This is a genomic window from Streptomyces javensis (assembly GCF_039525925.1).
GTDB classification, from domain to species: Bacteria; Actinomycetota; Actinomycetes; order Streptomycetales; family Streptomycetaceae; genus Streptomyces; species Streptomyces asiaticus.
Genome location: NZ_BAAAIF010000001.1, coordinates 206,836 through 232,710, shown reverse-complemented (window position 1 = coordinate 232,710; position 25,875 = coordinate 206,836). Strand labels below are relative to the sequence as shown.

24 protein-coding genes and 3 pseudogenes are annotated in these 25,875 nt (G+C 70.4%); 7 read left to right on the top strand and 20 right to left on the bottom strand.

Going from position 1 to position 25,875, the window contains the following annotated elements:
* Positions 1-214: 214 nt before the first annotated feature.
* The 4 genes from ABD329_RS00965 to ABD329_RS00950 form a co-directional block, all read right to left on the bottom strand.
* Positions 215-412 (bottom strand): hypothetical protein, encoded by a 198-nt coding sequence (locus ABD329_RS00965; protein ID WP_246618206.1) that lies wholly within the window; start codon positions 410-412, stop codon positions 215-217.
* Positions 413-474: 62 nt separating this feature from the next.
* Positions 475-1,443, bottom strand: coding sequence for an alpha/beta hydrolase (locus ABD329_RS00960; protein WP_198275543.1), 969 nt, complete (start codon positions 1,441-1,443; stop codon positions 475-477).
* 15 nt (positions 1,444-1,458) lie between these two features.
* A complete protein-coding gene (locus ABD329_RS00955; RefSeq protein ID WP_198275542.1) occupies positions 1,459-2,319 on the bottom strand; it encodes an LLM class flavin-dependent oxidoreductase in 861 nt (286 codons plus the stop codon).
* A 41-nt stretch (positions 2,320-2,360) separates the two neighbouring features.
* Positions 2,361-3,293: an alpha/beta hydrolase family protein gene (locus tag ABD329_RS00950; RefSeq protein WP_198275541.1), complete on the bottom strand. Its 933-nt coding sequence runs from the start codon at positions 3,291-3,293 to the stop codon at positions 2,361-2,363.
* A 131-nt stretch (positions 3,294-3,424) separates the two neighbouring features.
* Between ABD329_RS00950 and ABD329_RS00945 the strand changes: the two genes are divergently transcribed.
* A complete protein-coding gene (locus ABD329_RS00945) occupies positions 3,425-4,063 on the top strand; it encodes a TetR/AcrR family transcriptional regulator (protein ID WP_198275540.1) in 639 nt (212 codons plus the stop codon).
* A 406-nt stretch (positions 4,064-4,469) separates the two neighbouring features.
* Here the strand turns inward: ABD329_RS00945 and ABD329_RS00940 are convergent, their stop codons facing one another.
* Positions 4,470-5,633 (bottom strand): epoxide hydrolase family protein, encoded by a 1,164-nt coding sequence (locus ABD329_RS00940; protein ID WP_198275539.1) that lies wholly within the window; start codon positions 5,631-5,633, stop codon positions 4,470-4,472.
* A gap of 97 nt (positions 5,634-5,730) precedes the next feature.
* Here ABD329_RS00940 and ABD329_RS00935 point away from each other — a divergent pair, with 97 nt between their 5' ends.
* Entirely contained in the window at positions 5,731-6,399 is a 669-nt protein-coding gene (locus ABD329_RS00935) for a TetR/AcrR family transcriptional regulator (protein ID WP_198275538.1), read from the top strand.
* Between the two features lie 244 nt (positions 6,400-6,643).
* On the opposite strand, the pseudogene ABD329_RS00930 reads toward ABD329_RS00935, so the two are convergent.
* Positions 6,644-6,908: pseudogene (locus ABD329_RS00930) on the bottom strand (LysR family transcriptional regulator); the annotation flags it as partial.
* 100 nt (positions 6,909-7,008) lie between these two features.
* On the opposite strand from ABD329_RS00930, the gene ABD329_RS00925 reads away from it, so the two are divergent.
* Complete coding sequence (locus ABD329_RS00925) at positions 7,009-8,097, top strand: alcohol dehydrogenase catalytic domain-containing protein (RefSeq protein ID WP_198275537.1); 1,089 nt, start codon at positions 7,009-7,011, stop codon at positions 8,095-8,097.
* A 5-nt stretch (positions 8,098-8,102) separates the two neighbouring features.
* Here ABD329_RS00925 and ABD329_RS00920 read toward each other — a convergent pair.
* The 7 genes and pseudogenes from ABD329_RS00920 to ABD329_RS00890 all read right to left on the bottom strand — a co-directional run.
* A pseudogene (locus tag ABD329_RS00920) lies at positions 8,103-8,752 on the bottom strand (transposase); the annotation flags it as partial.
* A 94-nt stretch (positions 8,753-8,846) separates the two neighbouring features.
* Entirely contained in the window at positions 8,847-10,028 is a 1,182-nt protein-coding gene (locus ABD329_RS00915; protein ID WP_246618205.1) for a hypothetical protein, read from the bottom strand.
* A gap of 2 nt (positions 10,029-10,030) precedes the next feature.
* Positions 10,031-10,927 (bottom strand): class I SAM-dependent methyltransferase, encoded by an 897-nt coding sequence (locus tag ABD329_RS00910; protein WP_198275536.1) that lies wholly within the window; start codon positions 10,925-10,927, stop codon positions 10,031-10,033.
* A 59-nt stretch (positions 10,928-10,986) separates the two neighbouring features.
* A complete protein-coding gene (locus tag ABD329_RS00905) occupies positions 10,987-12,714 on the bottom strand; it encodes a GH3 family acyl-acid amido synthetase (protein WP_246618204.1) in 1,728 nt (575 codons plus the stop codon).
* Entirely contained in the window at positions 12,707-13,342 is a 636-nt protein-coding gene (locus ABD329_RS00900; protein WP_198275535.1) for a hypothetical protein, read from the bottom strand. The genes ABD329_RS00905 and ABD329_RS00900 overlap by 8 nt, the downstream gene beginning before the upstream one ends.
* Before the next feature lie 168 nt (positions 13,343-13,510).
* A complete protein-coding gene (locus tag ABD329_RS00895) occupies positions 13,511-14,293 on the bottom strand; it encodes a DUF6182 family protein (RefSeq protein WP_198275534.1) in 783 nt (260 codons plus the stop codon).
* Between the two features lie 115 nt (positions 14,294-14,408).
* Positions 14,409-14,993 carry a TetR/AcrR family transcriptional regulator gene (locus ABD329_RS00890; RefSeq protein ID WP_198275533.1) on the bottom strand — a complete coding sequence of 195 codons (585 nt, stop codon included), beginning with the start codon at positions 14,991-14,993 and terminating at the stop codon, positions 14,409-14,411.
* 161 nt (positions 14,994-15,154) lie between these two features.
* On the opposite strand from ABD329_RS00890, the gene ABD329_RS00885 reads away from it, so the two are divergent.
* On the top strand, positions 15,155-16,114 hold the full coding sequence (locus ABD329_RS00885) for an SDR family NAD(P)-dependent oxidoreductase (RefSeq protein ID WP_344315780.1): 960 nt from the start codon (positions 15,155-15,157) through the stop codon (positions 16,112-16,114).
* 36 nt (positions 16,115-16,150) lie between these two features.
* On the opposite strand, the gene ABD329_RS00880 is transcribed toward ABD329_RS00885, so the two are convergent.
* Together ABD329_RS00880 and ABD329_RS00875 are read right to left on the bottom strand one after the other, a co-directional pair.
* Positions 16,151-17,074 (bottom strand): LysR family transcriptional regulator, encoded by a 924-nt coding sequence (locus tag ABD329_RS00880; protein ID WP_198276948.1) that lies wholly within the window; start codon positions 17,072-17,074, stop codon positions 16,151-16,153.
* 46 nt (positions 17,075-17,120) lie between these two features.
* The gene (locus ABD329_RS00875) at positions 17,121-17,738 is read right to left on the bottom strand and encodes a TetR/AcrR family transcriptional regulator (protein ID WP_198276947.1); all 618 of its coding nucleotides are present in this window, start codon (positions 17,736-17,738) and stop codon (positions 17,121-17,123) included.
* A gap of 67 nt (positions 17,739-17,805) precedes the next feature.
* Here ABD329_RS00875 and ABD329_RS00870 point away from each other — a divergent pair, with 67 nt between their 5' ends.
* Both ABD329_RS00870 and ABD329_RS00865 read left to right on the top strand, forming a co-directional pair.
* Positions 17,806-18,186, top strand: coding sequence for a nuclear transport factor 2 family protein (locus ABD329_RS00870; protein ID WP_198276946.1), 381 nt, complete (start codon positions 17,806-17,808; stop codon positions 18,184-18,186).
* Positions 18,187-18,267: 81 nt separating this feature from the next.
* The gene (locus ABD329_RS00865) at positions 18,268-18,570 is read left to right on the top strand and encodes a muconolactone Delta-isomerase family protein (RefSeq protein ID WP_198276945.1); all 303 of its coding nucleotides are present in this window, start codon (positions 18,268-18,270) and stop codon (positions 18,568-18,570) included.
* A gap of 1 nt (position 18,571) precedes the next feature.
* On the opposite strand, the gene ABD329_RS00860 is transcribed toward ABD329_RS00865, so the two are convergent.
* From ABD329_RS00860 to ABD329_RS00845, 4 genes and pseudogenes are all read right to left on the bottom strand, one after another.
* Positions 18,572-19,285, bottom strand: coding sequence for an SDR family NAD(P)-dependent oxidoreductase (locus ABD329_RS00860; RefSeq protein ID WP_198276944.1), 714 nt, complete (start codon positions 19,283-19,285; stop codon positions 18,572-18,574).
* Positions 19,286-19,523: 238 nt separating this feature from the next.
* Positions 19,524-20,168, bottom strand: a pseudogene (locus ABD329_RS00855) (mycothiol-dependent nitroreductase Rv2466c family protein).
* Positions 20,169-20,183: 15 nt separating this feature from the next.
* Complete coding sequence (locus ABD329_RS00850) at positions 20,184-21,023, bottom strand: oxidoreductase (RefSeq protein WP_198276943.1); 840 nt, start codon at positions 21,021-21,023, stop codon at positions 20,184-20,186.
* Positions 21,024-21,093: 70 nt separating this feature from the next.
* The gene (locus ABD329_RS00845) at positions 21,094-21,807 is read right to left on the bottom strand and encodes an SDR family NAD(P)-dependent oxidoreductase (RefSeq protein ID WP_198276942.1); all 714 of its coding nucleotides are present in this window, start codon (positions 21,805-21,807) and stop codon (positions 21,094-21,096) included.
* Between the two features lie 383 nt (positions 21,808-22,190).
* On the opposite strand from ABD329_RS00845, the gene ABD329_RS00840 reads away from it, so the two are divergent.
* On the top strand, positions 22,191-23,483 hold the full coding sequence (locus ABD329_RS00840) for a YbfB/YjiJ family MFS transporter (RefSeq protein WP_425574271.1): 1,293 nt from the start codon (positions 22,191-22,193) through the stop codon (positions 23,481-23,483).
* 18 nt (positions 23,484-23,501) lie between these two features.
* Here the strand turns inward: ABD329_RS00840 and ABD329_RS00835 are convergent, their stop codons facing one another.
* Positions 23,502-25,853, bottom strand: a complete 2,352-nt coding sequence (locus ABD329_RS00835; protein ID WP_246618416.1) for a transketolase-like TK C-terminal-containing protein — start codon at positions 25,851-25,853, stop codon at positions 23,502-23,504.
* Positions 25,854-25,875: the final 22 nt, after the last annotated feature.

The following is a 25,875-nucleotide window of genomic DNA, read 5'->3' as shown; positions in this document are numbered from 1 at the left end:
CCCTGACCGGCACCCGTGGGCGGCGTCCCACGTCTCCGCACCGCCCACGCTGACGAACGCGCTGCGCCTGCTCGACCGCATCGGCACCCTGGTCGCACGAACCCGACTGCCGGTCGCACGGCATTTCGCGGTCTCCACCGCGATCTTCTACTACATCACGCCAACGCTGGGAAGAACTCGACCCGGCCGACTATCCCTTCCTGACGCGCACCACTCAGCACCTGCGCGACCATGCCGACGGCTTACTGGATCCGTCGTTGAGCGTCCAGTCCGAGAAGGCGGCCGTCGCCTTCGACGACGTGCCGTCGGTGTACGTGACGGGCACCGTGCCCGAGACCCCGCTGCCGTCGGTCGGCGCGTTGGTCGCCGCGCCCAGCAGGCCCAGCGAGCGGCCGGACGTGCCGGCCGACATCGGGATGGTCTGGCCCCCCATCTCCAGGTGCTCACGCGCAGATCACGTCGTCCTGCTGCTTGTCAGCCCGCGGCCAAGAGTCGCCTGACCCAGGCGCTGCGGGTCGCCGATGCGGTCTGCGACAGCGCGGCTTGTGGCGCGATGCCGTCGAACCCGTGGAAACCGCCCGGCCACACGTGCAACTCGGTCTGGACACCGGCCTGGAGCAGCCGAGCGGCGTAATCAATGTCCTCGTCGCGGAAGGTCTCGACAGAGCCGACGTCGATGAAGGAGCTGGGCGAGCCGGCCAGGTCGGTCGCCCTCGCAGGCGCCGTGTAGATGCTGACGTCGCTGCCACCTCTGCGTTCGCCGAGCAACGCGTTCCATCCGGTCATGTTGCTGGTGGTGTCCCAGAGGCCCTCGCCATCCAGTTCCTGGCTGCTCGGTGTGAGGAACCGGTCGTCGAGCATCGGGCACATGAGCAATTGACCCAGCAGCTCAGGGCCACCGCGGTCGCGTGCGAGAAGCGCCACGCCGGCCGCGAGCCCGCCGCCGGCGCTCGCTCCGGTGACGACGATGCGGTTCGGGTCACCGCCTATCTCCGTCGCGAGTCCATGGGTCCCCAGCAGACCCGCGTAGCAGTCCTCGATCGGCGCCGGGTCGGGGTGCTCCGGTGCCAGGCGGTACTCCACCGACACCACGATGGCGCCGATGTTGACGGCCCAGTCCAGCACGCCGCCGGCTACGGTGCGGTTGTTGCCGATGATCATGCCGCCGCCGTGCATGTAGTAGAGGATGGGCGCTCCTGGCGCCAGACCCACCGGCTTGAGGACGAGGAGCGAAACCTCCGGAGCGCCCGCCGGGCCGGGTACGGACAGGTTCCGCAGTTGGAGCGTCCCATTGCGCGTCAGGACCTCGTCCGGGACCGCGAATACGGGGTTGGCCCGCAGTTCCTCGATGTCCTCGGCGGTAATGGTCGGTGATAGGTGTTCGTGTACGACCGTCAGCACTGCGGCGAGCTCGGGGTCGAGCGGTGGGTGTGTCCTGGCCATCGGCGATTCCTCGGTTCAGGGGGCGATGATCTTGTCGGAGAGGGGGGCGATGATGGTGTCGGCAACCCAGCGTGCGACGCCGGTCGGGTAGGGCGCGCCCAGTCCGAGCACGATGTGGCTGAACCCGCCATCGAGCGCCGCGCGGATGGTGTGGCGGGTGTGCTGAGGGCGATCGTAGGAGACGGGCAGGACGATGGATCGGGTGATCTCAGCCGGGTTACGGCCGGTCTCTTCGCACAGCCGGTCGAGGGTGGCGCTGCGCTCGATCGCCTTGTCGATGGTGCCTCCGGGCATGTTCCACCGGTCCGCATGTTCGGCAACCACGCGCAGCGTCCGGGTGGCCTGGCCGCCGACCGTGATCGGGGGGCGGGGATGCTGGACGGGTTTGGGACTACAGAACGCGCCGGTCAGCTGGTGGTACTCGCCGTGGAAGTCGAATGGTGCGGTTTCGGTCCATAGTCTGCGGATGATCGTGCACGCCTCGGCGAGGCTTCCGACCGCGTGGGCGGCATCGTGGAAGGGAAGGCCGTGAGCTGCGTACTCACGCCGGGCCAGTGGCACGTCGGGGCGAGAGCCCGCGCCGATACCGAACTCGAGCCGGCCGCCGGAGACGGCATCGACAGTGGCGGCGATCTTGGCCAGCATGGCCGGTGGGCGGAACCTGTTGCTGGTGACCATCACCCCGAGCCGCAACCGCTCGGTTTGGGCCGCGAGGGCGGACAGCAGTGTCCAGCCCTCGAAGGTGGGCCCGTTGGGGTCGCCGCCGAGCGGCATGAGGTGGTCGAACAGCCAGGCGTGCTCGATCTGCGGGATGCCGTCCGCCTCACGCCAGACCCGCAGGACGTCATCGTAGGCGACCTGCGCGGGGGCGGTCATGATTCCGAAACTGGAGTTACCAGCCGGTGCCAGGTGGTTGGTCACTTCGAGTCGATGCTTCCCAGCGGGTCGGCGGCCGCAGCCAGAGGCCGACGGGCGGTAGGCCACGCGTCGTTGTCCAGGCCCAGTGCGGTACGCAGATACGCCAGGGTGGCGTGCTGGACGAGCGCGACACGCTCGGGGCTTTCGTCGGTGGTGCGCGTGTCGTTGGCTCCCTGAATGCCGCCGAGTCCGTGTTCCGCGCCGAACAGGGTCAGCAGATCGGTGGCGCCCGGGCTGAGGTGGTAGCCGTCGGTGAACCAGTCCGGACCGCGCACTGTGAGCGGAGACTGGTCCGCGTCGCCGGCGACCATGAGACAGGGTGTCTTCAGCTCGGCGAAATCAGGGTTCATGAACGGGAAGTACTGGGTGGCGAGCGGGCTCAGGTCGGCGCCGCCGGTACCGGGCAGACACAGCAGCACGGCCGCGCTGACTCGCGGGTCGGCCATGCTCTCACCGGGAATGCCGTCGGCGTCGACGACCCGTGCGCCCGCCAGGGTACTGGCGGTCTGCGCGCCCCAGGAATGTCCGGCTACCGCGATGCGGTCGTGGTCGATGCGGCCGGCCAGCCCGGGCACGGCGGCTTCAACCATGTCGAGCTGGTCCAGGACGTGAGTGAGGTCGTCGGTGCGGATGCGCCAGATGAGCGGGGTGCGCGGGTCGTCGGGGGCGAGGCCGAGGGAGTCAAGATGGGTGGGCTGGATGACGACGAAGCCGCGGGCGGCCCAGAAGCCGACCAGTGGTGCGTAATCGTCCATGGTCAGGGTCATGCCATGCGAGAGGACGACGACGGGCAGGTTGTGGCCGGTCGTGGGCGCTGTGACCCGTACCCGCAGGTCCTGGCCGCGGTCCGGGGCGGGCAGCGCGATCGGGCTGACAGAGATGACTGAGGCGGTGAAGGCGTTGCCGCCGTCCGCTGACGTGGTGCCGTTCATGTGGTGAATGTCTTCCTCGATATGCTCAGTGGGCTCGTGCGGCGCGGCATCGGGCATCATTGAAATATGGAGCGCCGCTCCGGATCAGAGTACGGAGCAGCGCTCCGCTTTGCAAGTGGGAGGTGTTCACGATGTCCACAGCCGACACTCCGCCAGCAGCCACAGGTCGCAAGCGAGCCGACGTCCGCCGGAACGAGCAGAAGCTCCTGGACGCAGCTGCGGCCGTGTTCGTCCGTATGGGGGTCCACGCTCCCGTACGGGAGATCGCGGCAGAATCAGGCCTCGGCATGGGCACCATCTACCGCCACTTCCCCACCCGGGCGGACTTGGTGGTCGCGGTCTTCCGCCACCAGGTCGACGCACTCGCCACAGCTGCCCACGCGGCGCAGACCGCCGATGCCACCTACGAAGTCCTGCGGCAGTGGGTCCACCAATTCGCCGACTTCCTCGTCACCAAACACGGCCTCGCCGAGGCGCTGCACTCGGACCAAGCCGGATTCGAGACCCTGCACAACGAGTTCGTCGAGCGCCTGCTGCCCGTGCTCGACCAACTGCTGAAGGCGTCCGCCTCCGCTGGCTACACACGCGCCGACGTACGGGCCTACGACTTCATGCTGGCCATCGGCAACCTGTGCATCGGAATCGAAACCTTCCCCGACTACCAGGCCCGCCACATGATCGACCTGCTGCTCGCCGGCCTTACCCAGCCCGCCCCGGCGCCGACAGACAATGAGGTCAGCAACTCGGCCGTAGACGACCGAGCTTGTTGACCCGGCTTGTCGTTGATCTTGGCGACGGCGACGATCACCGCCGGCATCGCCCTGTACATGGCGGTCGTGACCGGCCCCGTCCTCGCCCTGGTGCCGGCACGGACCCCGCACTGACGCACCCCCATGGCGGCCCGCTCCGGGTGCGGGAGGCCTTCCCGCTCGCGCCCGGGGGCGGGTGCATCCCGCACAGCGCGGAGCCCCCGACGGGCGCCGACACCCGTCCGTGAGTCCTGCGCTTCGCCCGCGCCCCCGACGCCTCCAAGGCAGTCGTGCTGCCACTCGCCGCGTACGACGAGGAGTCGCAGATGTCGGTCTCCTGCCTGGACCTGCCCTTGATGCCCAAGCACGTCGAAGGCACCCACGCGAAACTCACTCGCTCATTGCCCGTTGAGTTCGCGCGGTGGTGTCAGGAACGAAGGGTGCGCAGGCCGGTGCGGATTTCGCTGACCAAGATCTCGGGCTGTTCCAAGGCCGCGAAGTGCCCGCCCCTGTCGGCCTCGCCGTAGTGGATCAGATTGCTGTAGGTGTCTTCGATCCAGCTGCGGGGCACGCGTGGGATGTCCCTCGGGAAGACGGTCACCGCGACCGGAAGCGTCACCTTCGGGCCGGCGAAAGTGAGCGATTTGTTCTCCCAGTAGATGCGACCGGACGACGCTGCGCTGTTGGTGAACCAGTAGAGGGATATCGCGTCGAGCATGTCGTCGATGCTGAGAGCGTCCTCGGCAAGCCCGTGGTTGTCGGTCTTGGACTGGAACTTCTCGTAGATCCAGGTTGCCTGGCCGGCGGGCGAGTCCGCCAGGGCGAATCCGACAGTCTCCGGCTTCGTGCCCTGAAGGTGGTTCGACCCGCCGAGATCGCCGGTGTAGAGGGCGAGGGTCTCCACGGCGTAGCGCTGTTCGGGCGACAAGGTGTCGGGTATCTGCGCGGGAAAGGCGTACTGGGTGTTCAGATGAATTCCGAGAAGCCCCTCAGGTTGCATGGCCCCGAGGGCGGTGGTGACGACGGCACCCCAATCGCCGCCTTGCGCGGCCCATCTCGGGTAGCCGAGACGCTTCATCAGCTCCGCCCACGCACTTGCGATGCGCGATACGGTCCACCCGGTCTGCGTGGGCTTCTGGGAGAACCCGAACCCGGGGAGCGACGGGACGACGACGTCGAATGAATCGGCGGCATCTCCTCCGAACGAAACCGGATCGGTCAGCGGGCCGATCAGCTTCAGGAACTCGACGATCGAGCCCGGCCACCCATGCGTGAGTATCAGCGGCATCGCGTTGGGATTCTTGGACCTGACGTGGATGAAGTGGATGTCCAGCCCATCAATTTCGGTCAGGAATTGGGGGAAGCGATTGAGCTCGGACTCAAAGCGCCGCCAGTCGTAGCCGCGCTCCCAGTAGTCGACCAGAGATCTGGCGTTCTCTACGCGAACCCCTTGCGACCAGTCGCCCACCGTTTCCGGATCCGGCCATCGAGTCCTGGCCAGTCGCTGCTTCACGTCGTCGATCTCCGATTCCGAGATCGAGACGGTGAACGGGCGGACGAGGGCCGAGGTCGGCGGCGTCGGTGCGGTCATTGCCTTCTTCTCCTGGGGTTCGAAGCACAGCGCAACTCTTCACTGCACACCGGTGTGCAGTCCCTCTCACTGTACACCGGTGTGCAATACTGGTGCCGTGTCCACCGAGTCCTCCCGCGTGCGCTTGATGAACGAGACACGCGATCGCATCCTCGACGTCGCCCTCGACGTGCTGGGAGAGAACCCCGACGCCGGCATGGGCGACATCGCCTCCGCTGCCGGCGTCGTCCGTCGCACGGTCTATGACCATTTCCCCTCGCGCCTCGACCTGGTACGGACACTCACGGAACGGGCCGTCACTGAGGTGACAGCCGTACTCACCGAAGTCAACGCCTCCGGCGCGGAAGCGGACGCGACGTGGGTCGAATTCATCGCCCGCGTCTGGCCGGTGGCGCACCGGTACCGAGTGCTGTTGGCGCTGCGCCGTGGCGAGTACGGCCAGTCGATCCACGACCTGCTCGGGCCGGTCGATGAGCTCCTCGCCGACGTCGTGAAACGAGGCCAGGACGGCGACGTGTTCGCACGGCACCTGCCGGCGGGCATTCTGAGCCAGGTTGCCTACGGCGTCGTGTTCGCCATCGCGGACAGCGACCTGTCGAACGGGGCCCTCGGCGCCCGAGCAGCGACGATCACGAGCCTGCTGATGCTGGGCGTTCCCGAGACGCGCGCAATCGCTCTCATGGGCGATCAGCCCGACCCGCAGCACTCGAGCGGAGCCGCGGATCGTCCCGCTCCGGACACGGCATCGTCACCACACCCCGCCTAGCCCCGCCGTTTCACGTGGGTGCGGCTGGCTCTGCTGCGGAAACGCGAAATCCCTGGTCAGCTCCTCGCACCTGCAACGGCGATGCGCGCTCGACTTCCGTCTCCGGTTCCTTCAGCCGGTGCCGGGGCTTGAGCCGGTAGTGCAGGCCGCTGTCCCCGGCCTGATCATCCAGTGGCAGGTCCCGGGTGTCGGCCAGTGCAGGCCGTGACGACGGCGAAGCCGATCGCCAGTAACCCCGGGCGGCAGCACCGCCAGCGAGCTCACGCTCGGCCGCTGCGAGCGAGGCCAGGACCGTGTGGGCGTGCCGCAGCAGGGTCAAGCCGAAGGGGGGTGAGCCGTATCCCGTCCGGGCGGCGTTCGAACAGGGTGGTGCCCGCACTGCGTTCGAGGGCGGCGGCCTGGCGTGAGACGGCCGACTGCGTGTAGCCGAGTCGGGCAGCTGCCGCGGTGAAGCTGCCGGACTCAGCGATCTGCCGCAGGACCCGCAGTCCCACGCTGGAGATATCCATGCGGCATACGCATACCACAAATGCCAGATCATCGTTTCCCGCATGCTCACCCAGCTCCTAGTGTCGATCCCACCAGTACGGACAACACGGAGGTCATCACGTGCGAGCAGCAGTTCTGACGCAGTTCGGCGCCCCGCTCACGGTGCGGGAGGTGCCCGACCCCGAGACCGGGGGCGGTGAGGTGGTGGTCGAGGTCCTCGCCGCCAGCGTGGCGCCCTACGCGGCCGAAGTCTTCGGTGGCAAGCGGAATTACCCCCTTGTCCCTCCTGTCGTGCCCGGTGTTGGCGCGGTGGGGCGGATCGTCCACGTCGGCCCGGACGCCACCCGGCTGCGGATCGGCGACCTGGTGTGGTGCGACTCGACGGTGCGCTCGCGGGACGACGCCATGACGCCCGACATCACGCTCCAGGGCTGGAGCTCGCGCGGGGAGGGCGGCGCGCGGCTCGCCGAGTACATGCACGACGGCGCGTTCGCCGAGCTTATGCGGGTCCCGACGGAGAACGTCTTCCCGCTGCCCACCGTGGCAGGGGACGATCCGGCCCGCTGGGCCGCACTCACCGTGCACGCCATCTCCTACGGCGGGCTGCTGGCAGGCGGGCTGGCAGCCGGCGAGACGCTGCTCGTCAGCGGGGCCACCGGCAACCTCGGCAGCAGCGCGGTCGCGGTCGCGGTCGCGATGGGAGCAGGCCGCGTGGTCGCCCCGGGCCGCAACCAGGCCGCACTCGGCCTCCTCGCCGACCGGTTCGGTCCGCGTCTGAGCCCGGTCCCGCTGACCGGAGACGAGGCCACCGACCGCGCGGCGATGTCCGCGGCGGCCGACGGCCCGATCGACATGGTGATCGACTTGCTCCCGCCGAGCGCACCCAGCTCGGCGTCGCGCGCGGCGGCCATGACCGTCCGCGAGTACGGCCGCGTCGTCCTCATGGGCGGCGTCGGCATGCTCGGTGGCGACGACCTCGCACTCCCGTACCCATGGATCATGCGCAACTCGATCACCGTGCGCGGGCAGTGGATGTACCCGCGCACAGCCAATGTCGGCATCATCCGGCTTCTCGCCTCGGGCACTTTGGATCTCGCCCCCGAACGAGTCCGGTCGTTCGGCCTCGATGCTGTCAACGACGCCATCGCGTACGCCGCCGCGCACGGTGGCCCGTTCGACCGCACCAGCCTCACCCCATCGGCCGGCTGACAAGGCGACGAAGGGCGGTGCTCGTAGTCGCGGACCAGACGCCGGTGCAGCATCAAGATCCCGTAGGTCTGCTCGACCCTCCACCGCTTCGCCTGCGGCGCGAACCCCTTGTCCTGCGGGTTGCGTTCGACGATCTCGACGTCAATCCCCAGGCCTGCACCGTGCAGGACCACCTGCTTCTTGAAGCCCTGGTCAACCAGTGCCTTGCGGACGGTTCCGCCGGCGTGCCCGGCGACCTGGTCCAGCAAGATGATGCCCGCGGCGTTGTCGTGCGTGTTCGCAGCGAGGACGACGACTGCGATAACCAGGCCGAGGACGTCCACGGCCAGTCCGCGCTTGCGGCCCGGCGCCCGCTTGGCCGGATCCCGGCCGGTCGTGGCGGCGGGGACCCGGCGGCCGCGTGGACACTCTGGGTGTCCCGCACCACCAGGGTCGGGTCCTCTAATCGGCGGGCCCGCTCACGGACCTGGCAGCGCAGGAGTTCATGGATGACCTGGTCGGTCCCGTCGATCGCGTTCACGATCTCCCGCATCTCGTAGGCGCCCTGATGGCCACTGACCGAACGGTGCCGGTCCTTCCATGCGGTGATCACCGGCGCGATCAACGACCACTGCTCGTCCGATAAGTCACTCGGATACGGGTTGCGTTCACTCACCCCACCCGCCCTCTGAGAACGAGTCTCGGAGCCTCAACGAAGCCTTTCCGCGCGACGTCACACGACACCGCTCGAGCCCCTAGAGAAAGGGATTTCAGCCGTGGAGAGCGGAGGTGAGGGCCCTCAGCGGAACTCGACGATGTCTTCCGAGGAGCGCGGAGGTGAGGCGATAGGCGTCGACGAATGCCCGGCCACCGGTGTTCCGCCGAAGAAACGCCGCCACGTCCGGTGCGTCGGGAGCGTCGTCCCTGGCGAGCAGTTTCCCGGCGCGGTCGATGAATTCGCGCAGCAGGTCCATGCGGAACGACTGACCGCCGCCCTTGCCGAGAGCCGCGATGAAGTACAGGCGCATACCGAGGCGAACGGCGTCCGTGGATCCGCAGGTGCCGAACTCGTCCGCGAGCCCGGCGACCGTGTGGCGGTGGTCGACTCCATGGCGGCTGGAGCGCACGATGCCGTCGAGCGGCACCCTGCCCAGACCGAGGCGGTGGGTGTCGGCGCCGAGGGCGCCGAAGACCTTCTGGAGGAGGATGTAGTCCTCGGTCAGCTCGAGGTCGTGAACGAGAACGATCTCGTCGTACTGCTCGAGCATCGGCACCAGGTCACGCAGCGCGCAGCCCAGGTAGTTGGGGTGGCCGGTGGCCGAGGTGACGGCGCGCAGCGGCAGGCCCTGGGCGGTGGCATCGAGATAGACGGGGCCTCCGTCGCGCCGGGCGTCCAGGCACAGACCGCGCTTGGCCAGGTACTCGACCACCTCCTCGAGCCCCATCCTGGGCGGCATGGTCCGGGTGATGCCCGGGTCGTGCAGCCCCAGCCAGTCATAGTGGCCGCGCCAGATCTCCAGCAGGCGCCGGCTCACCGGATGCGTCCAGCCGGTCTCCTCGACCGCGCGGACGTACGGCTGAAGCGCCTCTTCCGGCGGTGGCGACGGCTGCGCCTGGAAGGCGGTGTAGAGACGGCCGGCGTCGTCCTCCGTGCACCGGGACGGATCGATGTCCGGGCAGGCGCGGTCCAGGTACTCCCAGAAGCCCGCGGTCTGGCGGGTGATGTTGAAGGCGGTGTGGTTGTAGAGGTAGTCCGCATCGGCCAGCGATCGGGTGGCGCGGTACATGACGTCCACCCACAGCAGGCCCTTGAGGTGGCTGAGGCCCAGCGCCTTGGTGGGGGTCACGGTCACCGGGGCGATCAGCACCCTGGGGCGGCGCGGGGAACCGTCCACCGCCACCGGACCGGTGCCGTCGTGCGGTCCGGTGGCGGGCCGTCGGGGCGTGGCCATGCTCACTTCCGTACGCCGTGGACGAGGAACACCCGCTCGACATGCGGTACATGGCGTGGATGGACGGGGTCGGGCCACCGTCCGTAGTGCGCGGACTCCTCGCCCGGCTGCACCGCTTCCGCCTCGATGCCGTACTCGGCGAAGAGCGCCTCCGGCTCGTCGTGCCCGGACAGCCAGGGACAGCCCTGGCGTTCGAAGACCTCGAGCAGCGGCGCGACGGCGGGGGCGGTCAGGGTGGTGGCGCTGACCATGTCCGCGGCTATGCGGCTGCCGGGGGCGGTCAGGTCCGCGACACGGGAGAGAAGCCGCCGGGTCTCGTCATCGGTGAGGTAGTACAGCAGTCCTTCGAGCAGCCACAGGGAGGGCTCTTCCGGCCGGTAACCTGCCGCGACGAGGGCGTCCGTCCAGTCCGGGCCGAGGAGGTCGACGCCGATCGGGCGTCTGGTGACCCGCTGGTGCACCGGCTCGTCGCCGAGGGCCGACTCCTTCGCCTCCAGGACACCCGGACGGTCCAGTTCGAAGAGCTCGATCGCCCGGGGCCAGGGCAGCCGGTGGGCGCGGGTGTCCATGCCCGCGGCCACCATGACCACCTGGGGATATCCGCCGTCCCTCACCTGGGTGAGCAGATAGTCGTCGAAGTACCGGGTCCGGATGGCGTTGAAGTCGACGGTGCTCGGCACCTTCTGCCCGGGAACGTGTCGTCCGGGACCGCCCTGTCCGGGATCGGTGTCACGGGGCCCGCTCGCATCGGCGACCTGGCCGAGCAGGTCGCCTCCGAGGGCGCCCACGAGCCGGGCGGCCAAGGGGTCCTCGTAGAGCCGGTCCGGTCGCCGGGTCTCCTCGGCGCGCAGCGCCGCCGTCAGCAGGGACGTCCGGGCGATCGCGTCTAATGGTGCCACGTGGGTGCTCCTTGTACGAGGTTGGTGAAGAGGGCCGGGCAGGTGGCCGCAGATATGCCTCAGCCGCCGAGCAGGCGCTGCCAGGCGGCGTCGTCCTGCTGGAAGACCCGGTCCTTGACCTGGGCCGGACGGGTTCCGGCGGCGACCCTGTGCTGCCAGTCGCGGGCGAAGGCGTCCGGCGCCACGCGGTGGATCTCGGGGGCGTCGAGCCGGCCCGTCCCACGCGCCGACCGGTAGCCGGGGGCGGCGGCGCTCAGCGCCGCGTCGACCGCACGTCCCAAGGCCGCGGTCTCCCGGTCCGACCAGGGCAGGAACGGCTCCAGCGCGAAGGCGTAGCGCGGCCGCACGGCGCCTTGTGCCGGTCCCGCGCCCGCCGGGCCCCCACCGGTCCGCGTCGCCGGGGCGTCCACCACCCGGCAGGTGGCGTTGCGCACCTCGAGCCCGGTGGACGCGAGCGCCGTGCGCAGGGCGGTCACCACATGGGACTCGCGCAGCCGCTCGCCGACGGCGTCCGAGAGGGTGCGCCGGCCGGCGTACTCGACCCGCGGGACGTCCCCGACCCGGTCGACCACCCGCACCACATCACCGAGCGCGTACCGGTACAGGCCGCCGACGTGGCTGATGACGGCGTGGTACTCGCGACCGGTCTCCAGCTCGTGGAAGAGCTGAGTGGCGGAGTCGGGCCGGAGGTCCTCGTCGGCGTCGACGAACTCCAGCAGCCCGCCGGTGATCGCCGGTGATCCGGCCGTCAGATGGCGGTCGAGGGCGACGGCCACGAAGCCTTCCGACGCCGCCACCGGGGCGGGCAGCGCGGTGACCCGGGGGCCGAACGCCTCCCGCAGCCGCGGCAGATAGAGCGAGGCCAGGCCGGTGGTCCAGCAGAACAGCAGCTGCATCCGGGGCCAGACATGCGTGGGCAGCAGCCCTCCCGCGCGCTCCGCCGACCTCTCCAGCAGGCGGGCGCGGCCGGGGTCGGGGGTGGAGCCGGGGTGGCCGTCGATCGTGCCGTCGTACAGGTCCTTGACCAACCGGGGCCACCACTGGACGAGTTGGTGCGGCACGGCGGCGACCATCGCCGGGTTGATACCGATGACGCACCGTACATCGTGCTCGATCGCGGCGCGCAGCCGCACATAGCCGCGCTGAAGGTGGTCCGCGGGGTCCACGAAGTCCGGCAGGGTGCCCCAGGGGGCCCGGCTGCCCGGCTCCGCGGCGAGCGGTTCGCCGAACGCCTGGCCGAAGTCGACCTGGCTGGCGCCCAGATGCGGCTGTCCGGAGCGGGTGGTGCCGACCGCGGGGGCCGGGTCGTGTTTGAGGTTGAGCGTGGCGTCCGCGCGGTGGACGGCCTCCGGGAAGTGTTCGACGAAGTTGGCCCACGCCGCGTAGTAGAAGGGGAAGAAGGACGTGCGCATGAACTGCCGGGTGATCGGGATCTGTTTGCTGTCCCCGGTGCTGCCGCTGCTCTTGAAGAAGACCACGGCGGGATCCGCGCTGAGCACGTGTCGCCGCCCGGCGGCGGCCGACTCGATCCAGGGGGCGAGCGAGGCGTAGTCGGCGATGGGGACCGCCGCGCGGTACTCGTCCACGCCGCCGCAGCGGGAGAAGCCGTGGGCCTTCCCGAACTCGGTGTCCGCGTTCTCGCGCAGCATGCCGCGCAGCGCGTCGTCCTGGGATTCCCGCGCGTTGTCCAGCGCCGCCCACAGCCGGTCCCGCTCGCCGAACACCCTGCTCCGGTAGGCGGAGAACGTCCCGCCCGCCGCGTCGGCCATCTCCGCCGCCTCAGCCATGTGTACCGTTCCTCACTGCCTTCTCCACGAGTTCCACGGACTCCTCGACACCATCGGACTGGCCGAGGGTGATGACGTTCAGCCCGGCCAGCTCCTTCCTCATCACATCGCCCAGATCGGCCTGAAAGCGTGTGAACGACTCCTCGGTGGGCTTCTCGCCGTAGTGCTCCATCGGATTCGCGTCCGCTCCCCAGCCGCTTCGCTCCCAGGCGACGGCGGGCTCCACATCGAGGTAGACGACCTGGTCGGGCGGCGGGAAGGACCGCCACCAGGAGAGCAGCGACGGGTTGTCGTGGCCGAGGAGGGAGCACTTGGCCAGGAGCTTGTAGTGGTAGGAGTCCACGATCACCGGCCGGTCCGGCGGGGCGTCCGCCACCCGGTCACGAAGGTGCACCGCCGCGATCTGCACCAGGGTGAGAAAGAGATCCGAGGAGTAACGCCCCGCGGGCGCGCGCAGCGCCTCAGTCAGGAATTCGTCGCGCACCCTGCCGATGAGCGAGTACACCGGGTCCAGCAGGGCCTCGTCGTACGAGACGACCGTCCAGGTCCCCCGCTCGGCGAGCCGCTCCAGCACCGAGGACTTCCCGGAGTAGTCGGGCCCCAGCAGGACCGTTGATCGCGGCCTCACCCGGCGGGCCTCCCCCCGGCGGTGGTACCGGGCTCCGGGCCCCCTTCGGGTGACAGCGCACGGGCCGTACGTGTTTCGGGCATTAGTTCTTCCTTCACTCGTTCACTTGGATTTACCGAGTATCCGAGCGCGGTGTATCGCCTCGATAGCGCCGACGGCGGCGAGGCGTCACGTCAGGACCCGGGCCCCACCGCCGAGGGAGAGTCCCGCGCAGGCGCGCAGCCGGCCGGGGCCGGCGGTCTCCGGACCGTCACCGGAGGTGTCCAGGTCCGCGTCGGGGACGACGCGCAGCATGTCGAAGGGGCCGTCCGACGGGTCGAGTTGCGGTACGTGGTGGATCGTCAGCCGGGTGTGCTCGTCGATCAGCTTCGTGATGACGGCCTCGGCGAGGACATGGTGAACGTGGACGAGGTAGGCGGCCAGGGACACCCGGGTCGTGACGGCGTACAGCCGCGCACGGCGGACCGGTGCGTGGGGGTCCCGTTCCGGTGAGGCCGTCGCGGACACCTCCAGCCGGGCGGGGAGGGCCGGCAGCCCCGCCGTGGGGAACAGTCTGAGCAGCCGGCGAAGCGGTGACCGCTCCCCCGAGTCATCGGGCGCCGTCCACGCCATGGAACCGTCCCGACTGGTGTGGTGGAAGTCGAATCGGGTGGCGAGGTTCGCCGGGTTGCCGGTCAGGAACACGGTCCTGGTGTAGGCCCGGAGCCATGCCTCACGCAGGGGGTCCGGAAGGCTCAGGGCGTAGCCCAGCACCGATTCCGCGTAGATCCGGGGCTCGAACCGGCGCAGGACGACGGTCACGGTCGTCGTCGCCGACGCGGCCTCCGCGGCCAGCTCCGCCATCCGTTCCGCGGTGAGCGGCTGGGCGTCCAGCGCCTCCGCGTCGTGCCCCGCGCGTGCGGCGCGGATCCTGGAGGCGAGCTGGGTCTGGAGAAACTGTTGGGTAAACATGCGCGACTTCTCTCTGGCGCCGGACCGACCCGCGGTGGCGCCACTCCTTTGACCACCCGGCGTGGGTCCACCGAGTGTTCAAAGGGCCTCTATCGTCCCGATAGCGCGGACCGTGTCAGCTCCTCACGACGCCGCGCAGCAGCAGGTCGATGAGCCGGGTGGCCAGGTCGCGCCGGTCCTCACCGGCGGCCATGAGGCTGATCCCGCCGAGGGCCATCAGCACGTCCTGGGCGTCGGCCTCCGGCCGCGCCTCCGGCCGGCCCTCCCCGGACGACAGCAGGTGGTCGATCGCCCCGGCGAGCAGAGCCCTGGTCTGCAGGCGCTCGCCGTCGTCGGTCAGCACGACTCTCAGCGCGTCGGCCATCCCGCCCTTGGCGGCCATGAAGTCGATGAAGCGCTCCATCCAGGTCCGCAGCGCGTCCACCGGCGGCAGTGTGGCGGCCAGGCGCGGCGCGGCCTCGCACAGGCGCCGCACTTCCTGCCGGTAGACCGCCTCGACCAGGAGTTCCTTGGAGGGGAACCGGCGGTAGAGCGTACCAACGCCGACACCGGCCTCGCGGGCGATGTCCTTGACCGAGGCCCCCGCCCCCTCGCGGGCGAACACGGCCGCCGCCGTCTCCAGCAGCCGGTCCTCGTTGCGTTGCGCGTCGGCGCGCAGCGGCCTGCGGTGCGCCGCCGCGTTCCCCTCCGTGCCGGTCAATCCGGGTCCCCTCTCGCCGTCACTTGCAACCGGAACCAGTTCCGCTTACCGTCGGGAAGTGAACCGGAACCCGTTCCGGATACGAGCTTACGACGGTCCGCGCCCGCCGTGCCAGCGACCGTGCGCTCGCCCCGCATGCCACCATCTCCCTGGAGTACGTCATGACCGACCACCTCATCACCACCCCCTTCGGAGCCCGGACGGCCGCCGCCGAGGTACTGGACGGCGTCGACCTCACCGGCAAGCGCGCCCTCGTCACCGGCGCGGCCTCCGGCATCGGGCGCGAAACCGCACGCGTCCTGGCGGCGGCAGGGGCGGAGGTCACCATCGGCGTCCGCGACCCGGCGGGGGGTGGGCGGGCCGCCGAGGAGTTCTTCCCGGCGAGCGGCCCGGGAACGGTGCACGCCACCATGCTCGACCTCGCCGACCAGAGCTCGGTGCGCGCCTTCGTGGATGCCTGGCGTGGACCGCTGCACATCCTGGTCCTCAACGCCGGTGTGATGGCCCCGCCACTTCAGCGGACGAAGGAGGGCTGGGAGATGCAGTTCGCCACCAACCACCTCGGCCACTTCGCCCTCGCCACCGGTCTGCACGGCGCCCTGACGGCGGCCCGTGGCGCACGCGTGGTCGCGGTCAGCTCGGTCGGCCACGTCAACGGCGAGGTGCTCTTCGACGACATCAACTTCGAGCACCACCCCTACGACCCGTGGGCGGCCTACAGCCAGTCCAAGACCGCCAATGTCCTGTTCGCCGTCGAGGCGAGCCGCCGCTGGGCATCGGACCTGATCAGCGTCAACGCCCTCAACCCCGGCCGTATCACGAGCACCCGGCTCGGCCGCCATATCGGGGACATCTCCCACAGCCCCGCCTCGTTCGACCCCACCAGCACCGATGTGTCCTGGAAGAACATCGAGCAGGGGGCCGCGACCTCCGTTCTGCTCGCCGCCTCCCCGCTGACCGAGGGCGTGACCGGCCGCTACTTCGAGGACTGCAACGAGGCCGGGCCCCATCAGCCCGGTGTGCGGCGCGGAGTGGCCGCCCACGCGCTGGACGCTCGGCACGCGGCCCGCCTGTGGCAGACCTCCCTCGACATGCTCGCGGCCGCGGCAACCACCGTCTGACCACGCCATCCCCCACGGGGTCCGATGAGAGGAGAGTCACCGCTTGTACGGATCGCCGTCGGGGAGCCAGGCGTCCGGCGCGTGGATGCCGAAGTCGCCGACGCCTTCCGTCAGGGCGTCCACGGCGCTCAGTACGGCCGGGCGGAGCTCTTCCCGGCGCCAGACGAGGGACCAGGTCCAATAGACCTTCGGCTCGACCACGGGTCGGGCGACCAGGTCGGGCGGCAGCGGAGTGGTCTGGCCCTTGGGCGAGTTGAGGATGGGCCGCCCGCGGCGGCGTACCTGGTCGAAGAAGACGGGACCGGTGATACCGCCGTCCGCGATGCGCACCGCGGGGGCGCCGGTGTCGGCGGCCAGCTGCTCCGCGTAGTCGTTCCAGGACACCCATGTGGTGGCGTCGTCGTCCAGCAGGACGACGGTGTCCTGGGCGCGGACCTCGCCGGTGTCCTGCCCGGCCGAGACGGCGTAGAGCTGGTCGGCGCCGATCAGCCGGGCGCTGAGTCCGCGCTTCTCCAGATCGTCCGCACGAATCCAGCACACCGCGAGGTCGAGGCTGCCGTCCGCGACGCGGGCGGCCTGGGCGTGGGAGGGCGCGACCCATGCGTCGATGTGCAGGCGCGCCACGGACGAGGCGCGGGCGGTCAGGTCCGAGGGCAGCCAATTCACGTATCCGAGCCGGACCGGTTCCGAGCCCGCGATCCTCGCGGCGCGGTTGCGGAGATCGTCGGCGCGGCCGAGCAGGTCCCGGGTGTGCGGGAGCAGGGCCGCTCCGGCCGGAGTGAGGGCCACCGAACGGCGGTCGCGGTCGAAGAGCCGGACGCCGAGGTCCCGTTCCAGCGCCTTGATCTGCTGGGACAGCGAGGGACCGGCGATAAGGAGCCGCTCGGCGGCCCGGCCGAAGTTCAGCTCCTCGGCCACAGCGACGAAATACCGCAACTGGCGCAGCTCCACGATCGCCATGCTACCTGCGGTGGGAGGCGGCACCCATGAGCCGATGCACGTCGCCTCAGGCGCCGACCGGTGCCTGAGGTGTGCGAGCTCCCAGCAACGCCAGGCAGTTCGGCCACACCGCGCTGAGCCGGGAAGCGTTGTTGTAGAGCTTGGCGAACAGGACCTGGCCCTCGAGCTGCGCGACCACGGACCGAGCGGCTTCGCGGCTGTCGGCGACGGTGACCTCGTCACGCTCGACAGCATCGGCGATGACCGAGTCGACCATCTCGACCTGGGTCTCGAAGATCTCCTGCAGCCGCTTGCGGACGGCTTCGGTCTGATTGCTCATCTCCAGGGTGAGGTTCCCGAACATGCAGCCCGAAACGGTCCCGCAGCTCCGCTGGCCGGCCCGCTGGGCGGCCTCCGTCTCCTCGAACAGCTGCCGTAGCCGTTGCAGCGGCCGCGCGTCGCTGTTCAGGATGCGAGTCCAGTCGTACCGCTGGGCGGTCCAGTGCTCGTCGATCACGGCCAGCGCGAGGGCCTCCTTGGACTCGAAGAAGTAGTAGAAACTGCCCTTGGGCACCCCGGCCGCCTTACAGATCTCGGCCACCCCCAGAGCCGAGTAGCCGCGCAGCTCGATGAGCGCCCGCGCAGCGCTGAGGATCTTCTCCCTGGCATCACTCGTCCGTCCCATGTTGCCAGTATACGACCGATCGACTACCTTTTTACTAGACCGGTCATCTATCACAGGAGCTGACGCCATGAGCACTGACGCGGTGAACGACCCGATGCACGAGGTGCTGAGACGCTGGCAGGCCGCTTTCGACAGCCACCAGGCGGACGTCATCGCCGACCTGTTCACACCCGACGCCCTCTTCCAGGGGTTCGGCCCCGAGACGCTCTCCGGCCGGGACGCGGTGCGCGGCTACTACGAGGCCGTACCGGACTACCGCAGGGCGCATCTCGGGGAGGTCCACGGCTACCGGATCGGCGAGCACGTGGCCGGTGGCTTCGCCGACGTCACCTTCCGGGATCCGACGGGCTGGGAGGCCCCGGTGCACCTGTCGCTGGTCCTCCAGCACGAGGGCGGCAGTTGGCGGATCCGCCAGTACCACGTCTCCCGGATCGTCGCTGATCACTGAGGCCGGCGACGATCGACGCAAGGCCGGGCCGGGCGCACCGCACGGCCTCGTCCCCCACAGGGACCCGAGAGAGGAAAAACCATGGAAGAGTTCCTGGTCGAGCTCACCACCACCGTCCCCGAGGGCACCGACCCGGCCGAGGTCGACCGTCGCCGTGCGGCCGAAGCGGTACGGGCCCGGGAGCTGACCGCCGCCGGCCACCTGGCCAGGCTGTGGCGTCCGGTGGGTGAACTGCGCAGCATCGGTCTGTGGCGGGCCACCGACGAGGCCGAGTTGCACGAGAAGGTGCTCGGTACGCTGCCCCTGTGGCCCTGGATGACCGCGGTGGTCACCGCCGTTCGGCCGCACCCCAATGACCCGGGTGGGGCCGGCGTCACCGGCTGACTCAGTGGCCGGCGTTCTGGCCGCCGTCCACGTGCATGATCTCGCCGGTGACGAACGGGGCGTTCTCCAGGTAGACGATCGCGTTGACCACATCCTCGATCTCCCCCATCCGGCCGAGCGGGTGCATCGCGGCGAGGGCCTCGTGTGTCTCGGGCGGATGCATGGGAGTGCGGATGATGCCCAGTGCGACGGTGTTGACCCGGATGCCACGGGCCGCGTACTCGATCGCCAGAGCCCGGGTGACCGCGTTCAGACCGCCTTTGGTCAGCGAGGCGAGCGCTGAGGGTGTCTGTGAGTTGGCGTGGTCGACCAGGCTGGTGGAGAGGTTCACCACGTGGCCGCCGCCGCCCCGGGAGAGCATCGCGGCGACGGCGCCGCGGGAGGTTTCGAAGAAGCCACGCAGGTTGACCCCGGTCACGAGGTCGTAGTCCTCGTCGGTGAAGTCGGTGAACGGCTTGGAGACGAAGACCCCGGCGTTGTTGACGAGCGTGTCGATCCGTCCGAACCGGGCCAGGGTCGCGTCGACGATATGGGCGCCGACGCCCGGCTCGGCCACGTCACCGCTGACGGTCAGCACGCTGGGATCGCTCGACTCGTCCAGGGAGCGGGCGGTCGCGGTAACCGCGTAGCCGAGCTCGCGGTAGGCGGACACCAGGGCGGCGCCGATTCCCCGGGAAGCCCCGGTGACGATGGCGACCTTCTGCACGGTGTTCATTCGACCACCGCTCTCTCTGGTTCAGGCGGTAGTTGCGATCCGGGCCGCGGCGCCGGGCAGGTGCGCCGTGGAAGTGCGCCCACTCCGCCGAGGGGCCGCTCGATGGATTCAGGTCCCAGGCGGGGTCGCTGCCGTTGTCTCCATCATGCGCCCGACAGCGGCGCGCCCGCACGCCGGGGCGCCGGCACCGGATTCCCCCGGTGCCGGCGCCCCGGCGTGTCGCGTCAGGTGGCAGGGGTCAGTCGAAGAGCGGGCCGACGGCGCGGCTGCGCTTGATCTCGTAGAAGCCGGGTATGGAGGCGACGGCGAGGGTCCCGTCCCACAGGCGGGCCGCCTCCTCGCCCTTGGGCGCCGGTGTGACGACGGGACCGAAGAAGGCCACCTTGCCCGACAGCGTGTGCGGACCCGGCACGGCGATGATGGGACTGCCCACTTCCGAACCGACCAGGGTGATGCCCTCGCGATGCGACAGGCGCAGTGCTTCGTCGTAGGCGTCGGTGTCACCGGCGTCGGCGAGGTCGGCAGGCAACCCGACCTCGCCGAGGGCCGCTTCAATGGTGGCGCGTGTCCTGGGTTCCTGGTTGAGGTGGTATCGGGTGCCGAGAGCGGTGTAGAGGGGCTCCGTTACGTCGGCGCCGAAGGCGATCTGCGCCGCGATCAGGGTGCGGACCGGCGCCCAGGCCCGGCCCATGAGGTCGCGGATGTGTTCCGGCAGCTCGTCCAGGCGTCACTCATTGAGGACCGCCAGGCTCATGACGTGCCAGGTGATGTCGACGGGCCGGGCGCTGCGGACCTCCAGCATCCAGCGGGAGGTCAGCCACGTCCACGGGCAGACGGGGTCGAACCAGAAGTCGACCGGCAGGGGCGACGGTACAGGGGGCATGTGGTGTCCAGTGGTTCAGTGGTCGGTCGGGAAGTCGGTGGAAGCGGTCAGCTGGGCCCAGGCGTCGATGTCGTGCTGGAGCCGTTGCCGGCCCTGCTCGATCAAGCGCAGCGCATCGCTGCCGAGCACCAGATGCACGGGCGGGTCTTCGGCGTCCAGCACGGTCAGGAGGGCCTTGGCGGCGCGGGCCGGGTCACCGGTCTGGTTGCCGTCCTTGGCCTTGCGGGCGGCGCGGATGGGCTCGAAGACGGCGTCGTAGTCGGGGATGCTGCGCGGAACGCGGACCATCGAGCGCCCGGCCCAGTCGGTGCGAAACGAGCCGAGCGCCAAGGAGGTGACGTGGATGCCGAACCGGTCGACCTCCTGGGCGAGCGAGGCGGAGATGCCCTCGATCGCGAACTTACTGGCGCCGTAGAAGGCGACTCCGGGCAGCGCGGTGAGACCGGCCATGGACGACAGGGTGACGATGTGTCCGCCGCGGCGGCGTCTGAGATAGGGCAGGACGGCCTGGATGGCCGCCACGGTCCCGTAGACATTGACGTCGAACTGGCGGCGCAGATCGTCCATCGAGGACTCCTCGACCGTCCCCTCCACGCCGTACCCCGCATTGCTGATCAGCACGTCGATCGGGCCGATCCCGTGCTCGATCCGGTCGACCACGGTCTTCACCGCGTGCTCGTCCGTGACGTCCAGCTCCATCCCGGTCGCGCGGCCGGGTGCGAGCGCCTCGAACGCACGGATCTGGTCCGGCTCGCGGACGGTGCCAACGACCCGGTGCCCGGCGGCCAGCGCCTCCTGGGCGAAGGCGCGTCCGAGACCGCCGCTGACACCGGTGATGAGGAAAATCTTGCTCATGGAAACTTCCGTGTGAGGGCAAGGGCGTGCCCGGGCGCCACGTACCGGCGCCCGGGCGGGCAGTCCGGGGTCAGTGGCCGGCGCTCTGGCCGCCGTCGACGTGGAGGATCTCGCCGGTGACGAACGGGGCGTTCTCCAGGTAGACGACGGCGTCGACGATGTCGCCGATCTCGCCCATCCGGCCGACCGGGTGGAGGGCGGCGAGTGTGTCGTGGTACTCCGCCGGGTGCATCGGCGTCCTGATGATGCCGAGGGAGACGGCGTTGCTGCGTATGCCGCGGGTGGCGTATTCGATGGCCAGGGCCTTGGTAGCCGACTGCAGTCCGCCCTTGGTGAGGGAGGCCAGTACGGAGGTGACCGCGGAGTGGGCGTGGTCGACCAGGCTGGTGGTGATCTGGACGATGTGTCCGCCGCCCTGGCGGAGCATCTGCTCGGTGGCGAGCTGGGTGATGCGGAAGAAGCCGCTGAGGTTGACGCCGGTGACCGTGTCGTAGTCCGCCTGCGTGTACTCGGTGAAGGGCTTGGCGACGAAGACGCCGGCGTTGTTGACCAGGGTGTCGATGCGGCCGAAGCGCTCGATGGCGGCACCGGCCACGCGCTCGGCGGTGGCGGGGTCGGCGATGTCGCCCTGGACGGTGAGGATCTCGGGATCGGAAGCGGGAGCGATCCCGCGTGAGGTGGCGACGACGGCGTAGCCGAGCTTGCGGTACGCCTCGACCAGGCCCGCGCCGATGCCCTGGGACGCTCCGGTGATGACGGCGACCTTCTGGCCGGAAGTGCTCATGGTGACTGTCTCCAGTGGGGTGGGGTGTCCGGACCGGCGCTGATCACCGGCCCTTCACGAACATAGACGACCGGTCGACAAACAGCCAGGAACGGCGAGAGTCTCCCGCCTCCCCCGCACCACTGTGACCTGCGGTGGGAGGCAGCGCCTACCAGATGGGAGGAAGCCGGTCACAGGGATGCCCTGGTCAGACCGGTCCATCCGAGACATCGAGGCCGAGGAGAGGAGGTCCGCACCCCCGCGTGCGTGGTGCGTGTAAGAGGCCGGGCCTACCAGGAGGGAGGAAGCCGATCGTGGCATTCGCCCTGGTGGCGGGCGCAGTCTGAGGGCACGGGAGCGCAACGCCACCCAGGCTTCCGTACCGCGAAACCGTCAAGGACCACATCGTGACCGCTGCGCCTCCGCGCCCCCGTACCGCCGGCTCCGAGGGCGTCCGCCACTCGCCCTGGGCCCATGTCGCGCAGGCGGCCGCCGCGCTGGGGGCGGGCATGGGTGTCGGCCGTTTCGTCTACACCCCGATTCTTCCCCTGATGCACACTCAGGCCGGGCTGTCCGCCGCGACGGGCGCGAACCTCGCCACCGCCAACTACGTCGGCTATCTGATCGGCGCGCTCGCCGGGACCTTCCTGCCGCGTCTGACGCGCTCCCCCGCCGTGCTGCGGAGTTGTCTGGTGATGCTGGCGGTGTCCCTGGCCGCGATGCCACTGACCCACGCCACCGGTGTATGGCTGCTGCTCCGGCTGTGCGCGGGCGTGGTGAGTGCGGTGATCTTCGTCATCGCCGTCAGCTCGCTGCTCAGCCATCTGCGGGACCATCCCGCCCACTTGCCCGGGTGGGCCTTCGGCGGAGTCGGGGCAGGTATCGCCCTGTCCGGGTCGCTCGTGCTCGCCCTGCGCACCATCGCCGACTGGCAGGCCGCGTGGTGGGCCTCCGCCGGGCTGAGCGCGCTGCTCGCCGTTCCCGCCTGGTTCCTGCGGCCGGAACCCGCGCCCCCGTCGGCGTCCGCCACTCCCCGGCCCGGCGCGGAACGGCGTGAGACCGGCCCGCCCACCCATCGCTGGTTCACCGCGCTCTTCGCCTCGTACACGCTGGAGGGCGTCGGCTACATCATCGCCGGTACCTTCCTGGTGGCCGCGATCGACCAGAGTTCCCCCGGCTGGATCGGCAGCGGTGCCTGGGTGCTGGTGGGCCTCGCGGCCATTCCGTCCTCCGCGCTGTGGGCGGGGCTGGGCCGGCGCTGGTCCCGCCCCAGCCTGCTGCTGGCCGCGCTGGGCGTCCAGGCCGTCGGCATCGCCCTGCCCGCGCTGATCGGTGGCGTCGCCGCGGCGCTGATCTCCGCGGTGCTCTTCGGCGCCACGTTCATCGGCGTCAGCACCCTCGCGCTCGCGACCGGCGCGCATCTGCGTTTCCCCCGCGCGGTCGCGCTGCTGACGACCGGATACTCGGTGGGCCAGATCCTCGGCCCGCTGGTCGCCACCCCGCTGCTGCGCCACGGGTACCACCGGGCCCTGATCCTCGCGGCCGTCGTCGTGCTGGCGTCCGCCGTCGCGGCGGCTCTCCTCCGGATCGATTTCCCCCACCACATGCCCGCGCTCGGCCACCCGGTCGTCCACGCGGAGCCCGCACCCGACCGGCGGTCCCCGGGCCCCGGCGCCGCCGAGGCCCGGGCGGACTGACCTCCGCCTCAGTCGACTTCAGTCGACGAGGTCGAGGGCGGCGGTGACGATGCTGTCGGTGTCGATGCCGTGGTAGCGGTAGACGTCCTCGATCGAACCGCTCTGGCCGAACCGCGTCACACCGAGGGTGGTGACGGGCGTGTTCTGGATCGCGCTCAGGAAGGCCAGCGTGTGCGGATGGCCGTCCAGCACGGTGACCAGCGGTGTGGCCCGGTCGGCGGGGAAGACCTGGTCGAGGATCCAGCTCTGGTCCCGTGACAGGCCGCGGCGGGCCTGGAGCGCGCGGAAGAGCAGGTCCGGGCTGGTCACACAGACCACGTCGGCGCCGTGGCCGAGGGCGGCCAGCCGGTCCGCGGCGGCCAGGGCCTCCGGGACCAGGGCGCCCATCGCGGCGAGGGTGACCACGGGACTCTCGTGGCGACGCAGCCGGTACGCTCCCGCGGTCACCTGCCGGCGGCGGCGCTCGCGGGCGGCCGGGTCGCCGGGCACATCGGCCGCGGACTGGTCGACGGGCCGGGTGGACAGCCGCAGATAGGCCGAACTCCCGTCCGGGCGGCCGAGGTTGCCGAGCGCGGTGAGCAGGCACCATTCGGTGTCGATCGCGAACGCGGGTTCGTAGGTGACGCAGCCGGGCTGTTCGATGCCCAGCGAGGGTGTGGTGATCGACTGGTGGGCGCCGCCCTCCGGGGCGAGCGTGACGCCGGACGGCGTGCCGACCAGGATCGACTGGCCGCCCGCGTAGATGCCGAACGACCACGGCTCCAGGGCCCGGTTGACGAAGGGGTCGTAGACGACGCCGATCGGCAGCAGCGGCTGGCCCCAGCGGCTCCAGGTGGCGCCCAGCTCGCCGAGCAGACCGACCAGGTTGGTCTCCGCGATGCCCAGCTCCACATGCTGGCCCGTGGGCCGCTCCCGCCAGTGCAGGATCGTCTCGGCGTCATCGGCGAACCAGTTGGGGCGCTCGGCCGGGGACCACACACCGACCTTGTTGAGCCAGCCGCCGAGGTTGGTGGTGGAGCTGACGTCCGGGCTGACGGTCACGATCCGGGCGGCCGCCTCCGGCGCCCGCCGGGTGAGGTCCAGCAGCACGCGTCCGAGGGCCTGCTGGGTGTTGCCGGAGCCGGTCGGTGCCGGGCGGGCGAGGTCGGCGGGGACCTCGGGGGCCCGCGGCGACGCGTGTCCGGGGCGGCGCAGCCGCCTGGCGGCCGCCGCGCACCGGTCCGCCTCCGGCGATCCGGCGGCGAAGGCGGCCCACGGCCGGTCCGGGTCCGTTCCCAGGCGGTCGGCCAGGGTCCTCATCTGGTCGGCGGTCAGCAGCGAGGAGTGGTTCTGCGGATGGCCCTCGGTGGGCAGCCCGTAGCCCTTGACCGTGTACGCGAAGATGACGGTCGGCCGGGTGTCGTCGACGTCGTCGAACGCGTCCATCAGCGCGCCGATGTCGTGCCCTCCCAGGTTGCGCAGCGCCGCCAGCAGCGAGGCGTCGTCCAGGGGGGCGATCAGGTCGGCGATCGGTCCGGCGGTGGAGCCGGTGCCGGGCAGGCGCTCACGCAGCTCGTCGGCGGAGCAGCGCAGCAGGCGCTGGTATTCGGGGTTGTCCATGGCGTCGATACGGGCGTGCAGGGCCTCGCCGCCCGGCCGCGCGAACAACTCCCGCAACACATGCCCGTACTTGAGGGTGATGACCTGCCAGCCGGCCGCGGCGAACATGCCCTGGAGCCGTTCCGCGGCGATGCCGGGGACGACCCGGTCCAGGGACTGCCGGTTCAGGTCGACGACCCACACCGCCTCGCCCAGGCTGGGCACCATCGGGTCCTGGATCGCCTCCCAGATCGCGCCCTCGTCCAGCTCCGCGTCGCCCAGCAGGGAGTACTGCCGCCCCCTCCCGGCCCCGCCGAAGTGGCCCTCCACATAGCGCCGTGCGAGGGCGCCCCACAGGGGGGCGGTGGCGCCGATGCCGACCGAGCCCGTGGAGTAGTCGACGGGGTCGGGGTCCTTGGCCCGGCTGGGGTAGCTCTGGAGGCCGCCGAAGGCGCGCAGCGTGGTCAGGTAGGACTCGTCCAGCTCGCCCAGCAGGTAGTTGATGGCGTGCAACACCGGTGAGGCGTGAGGCTTGACCGACACCCGGTCCTCGGCGGTCAGCGCGTGGAACCACAGCGCCGTCATGATCGAGGTCATCGAGGCGCTGGACGCCTGGTGACCGCCCACCTTCAGCCCCGAGGGGTTCGGCCGCACCCGATTGGCGTGGTCGATGATCGCGGTGGACAGCCACAGCACCCGCTGGCCGACCGCCTCCAGCACGGCGAGCTCCTCCGCCCGGGCACCGCCCGAGCCGTTGCCGCCGATCGCTCTCAGCTCCGGGTCCAGGACCATCACCGACCGCCTCCGCTGTCCG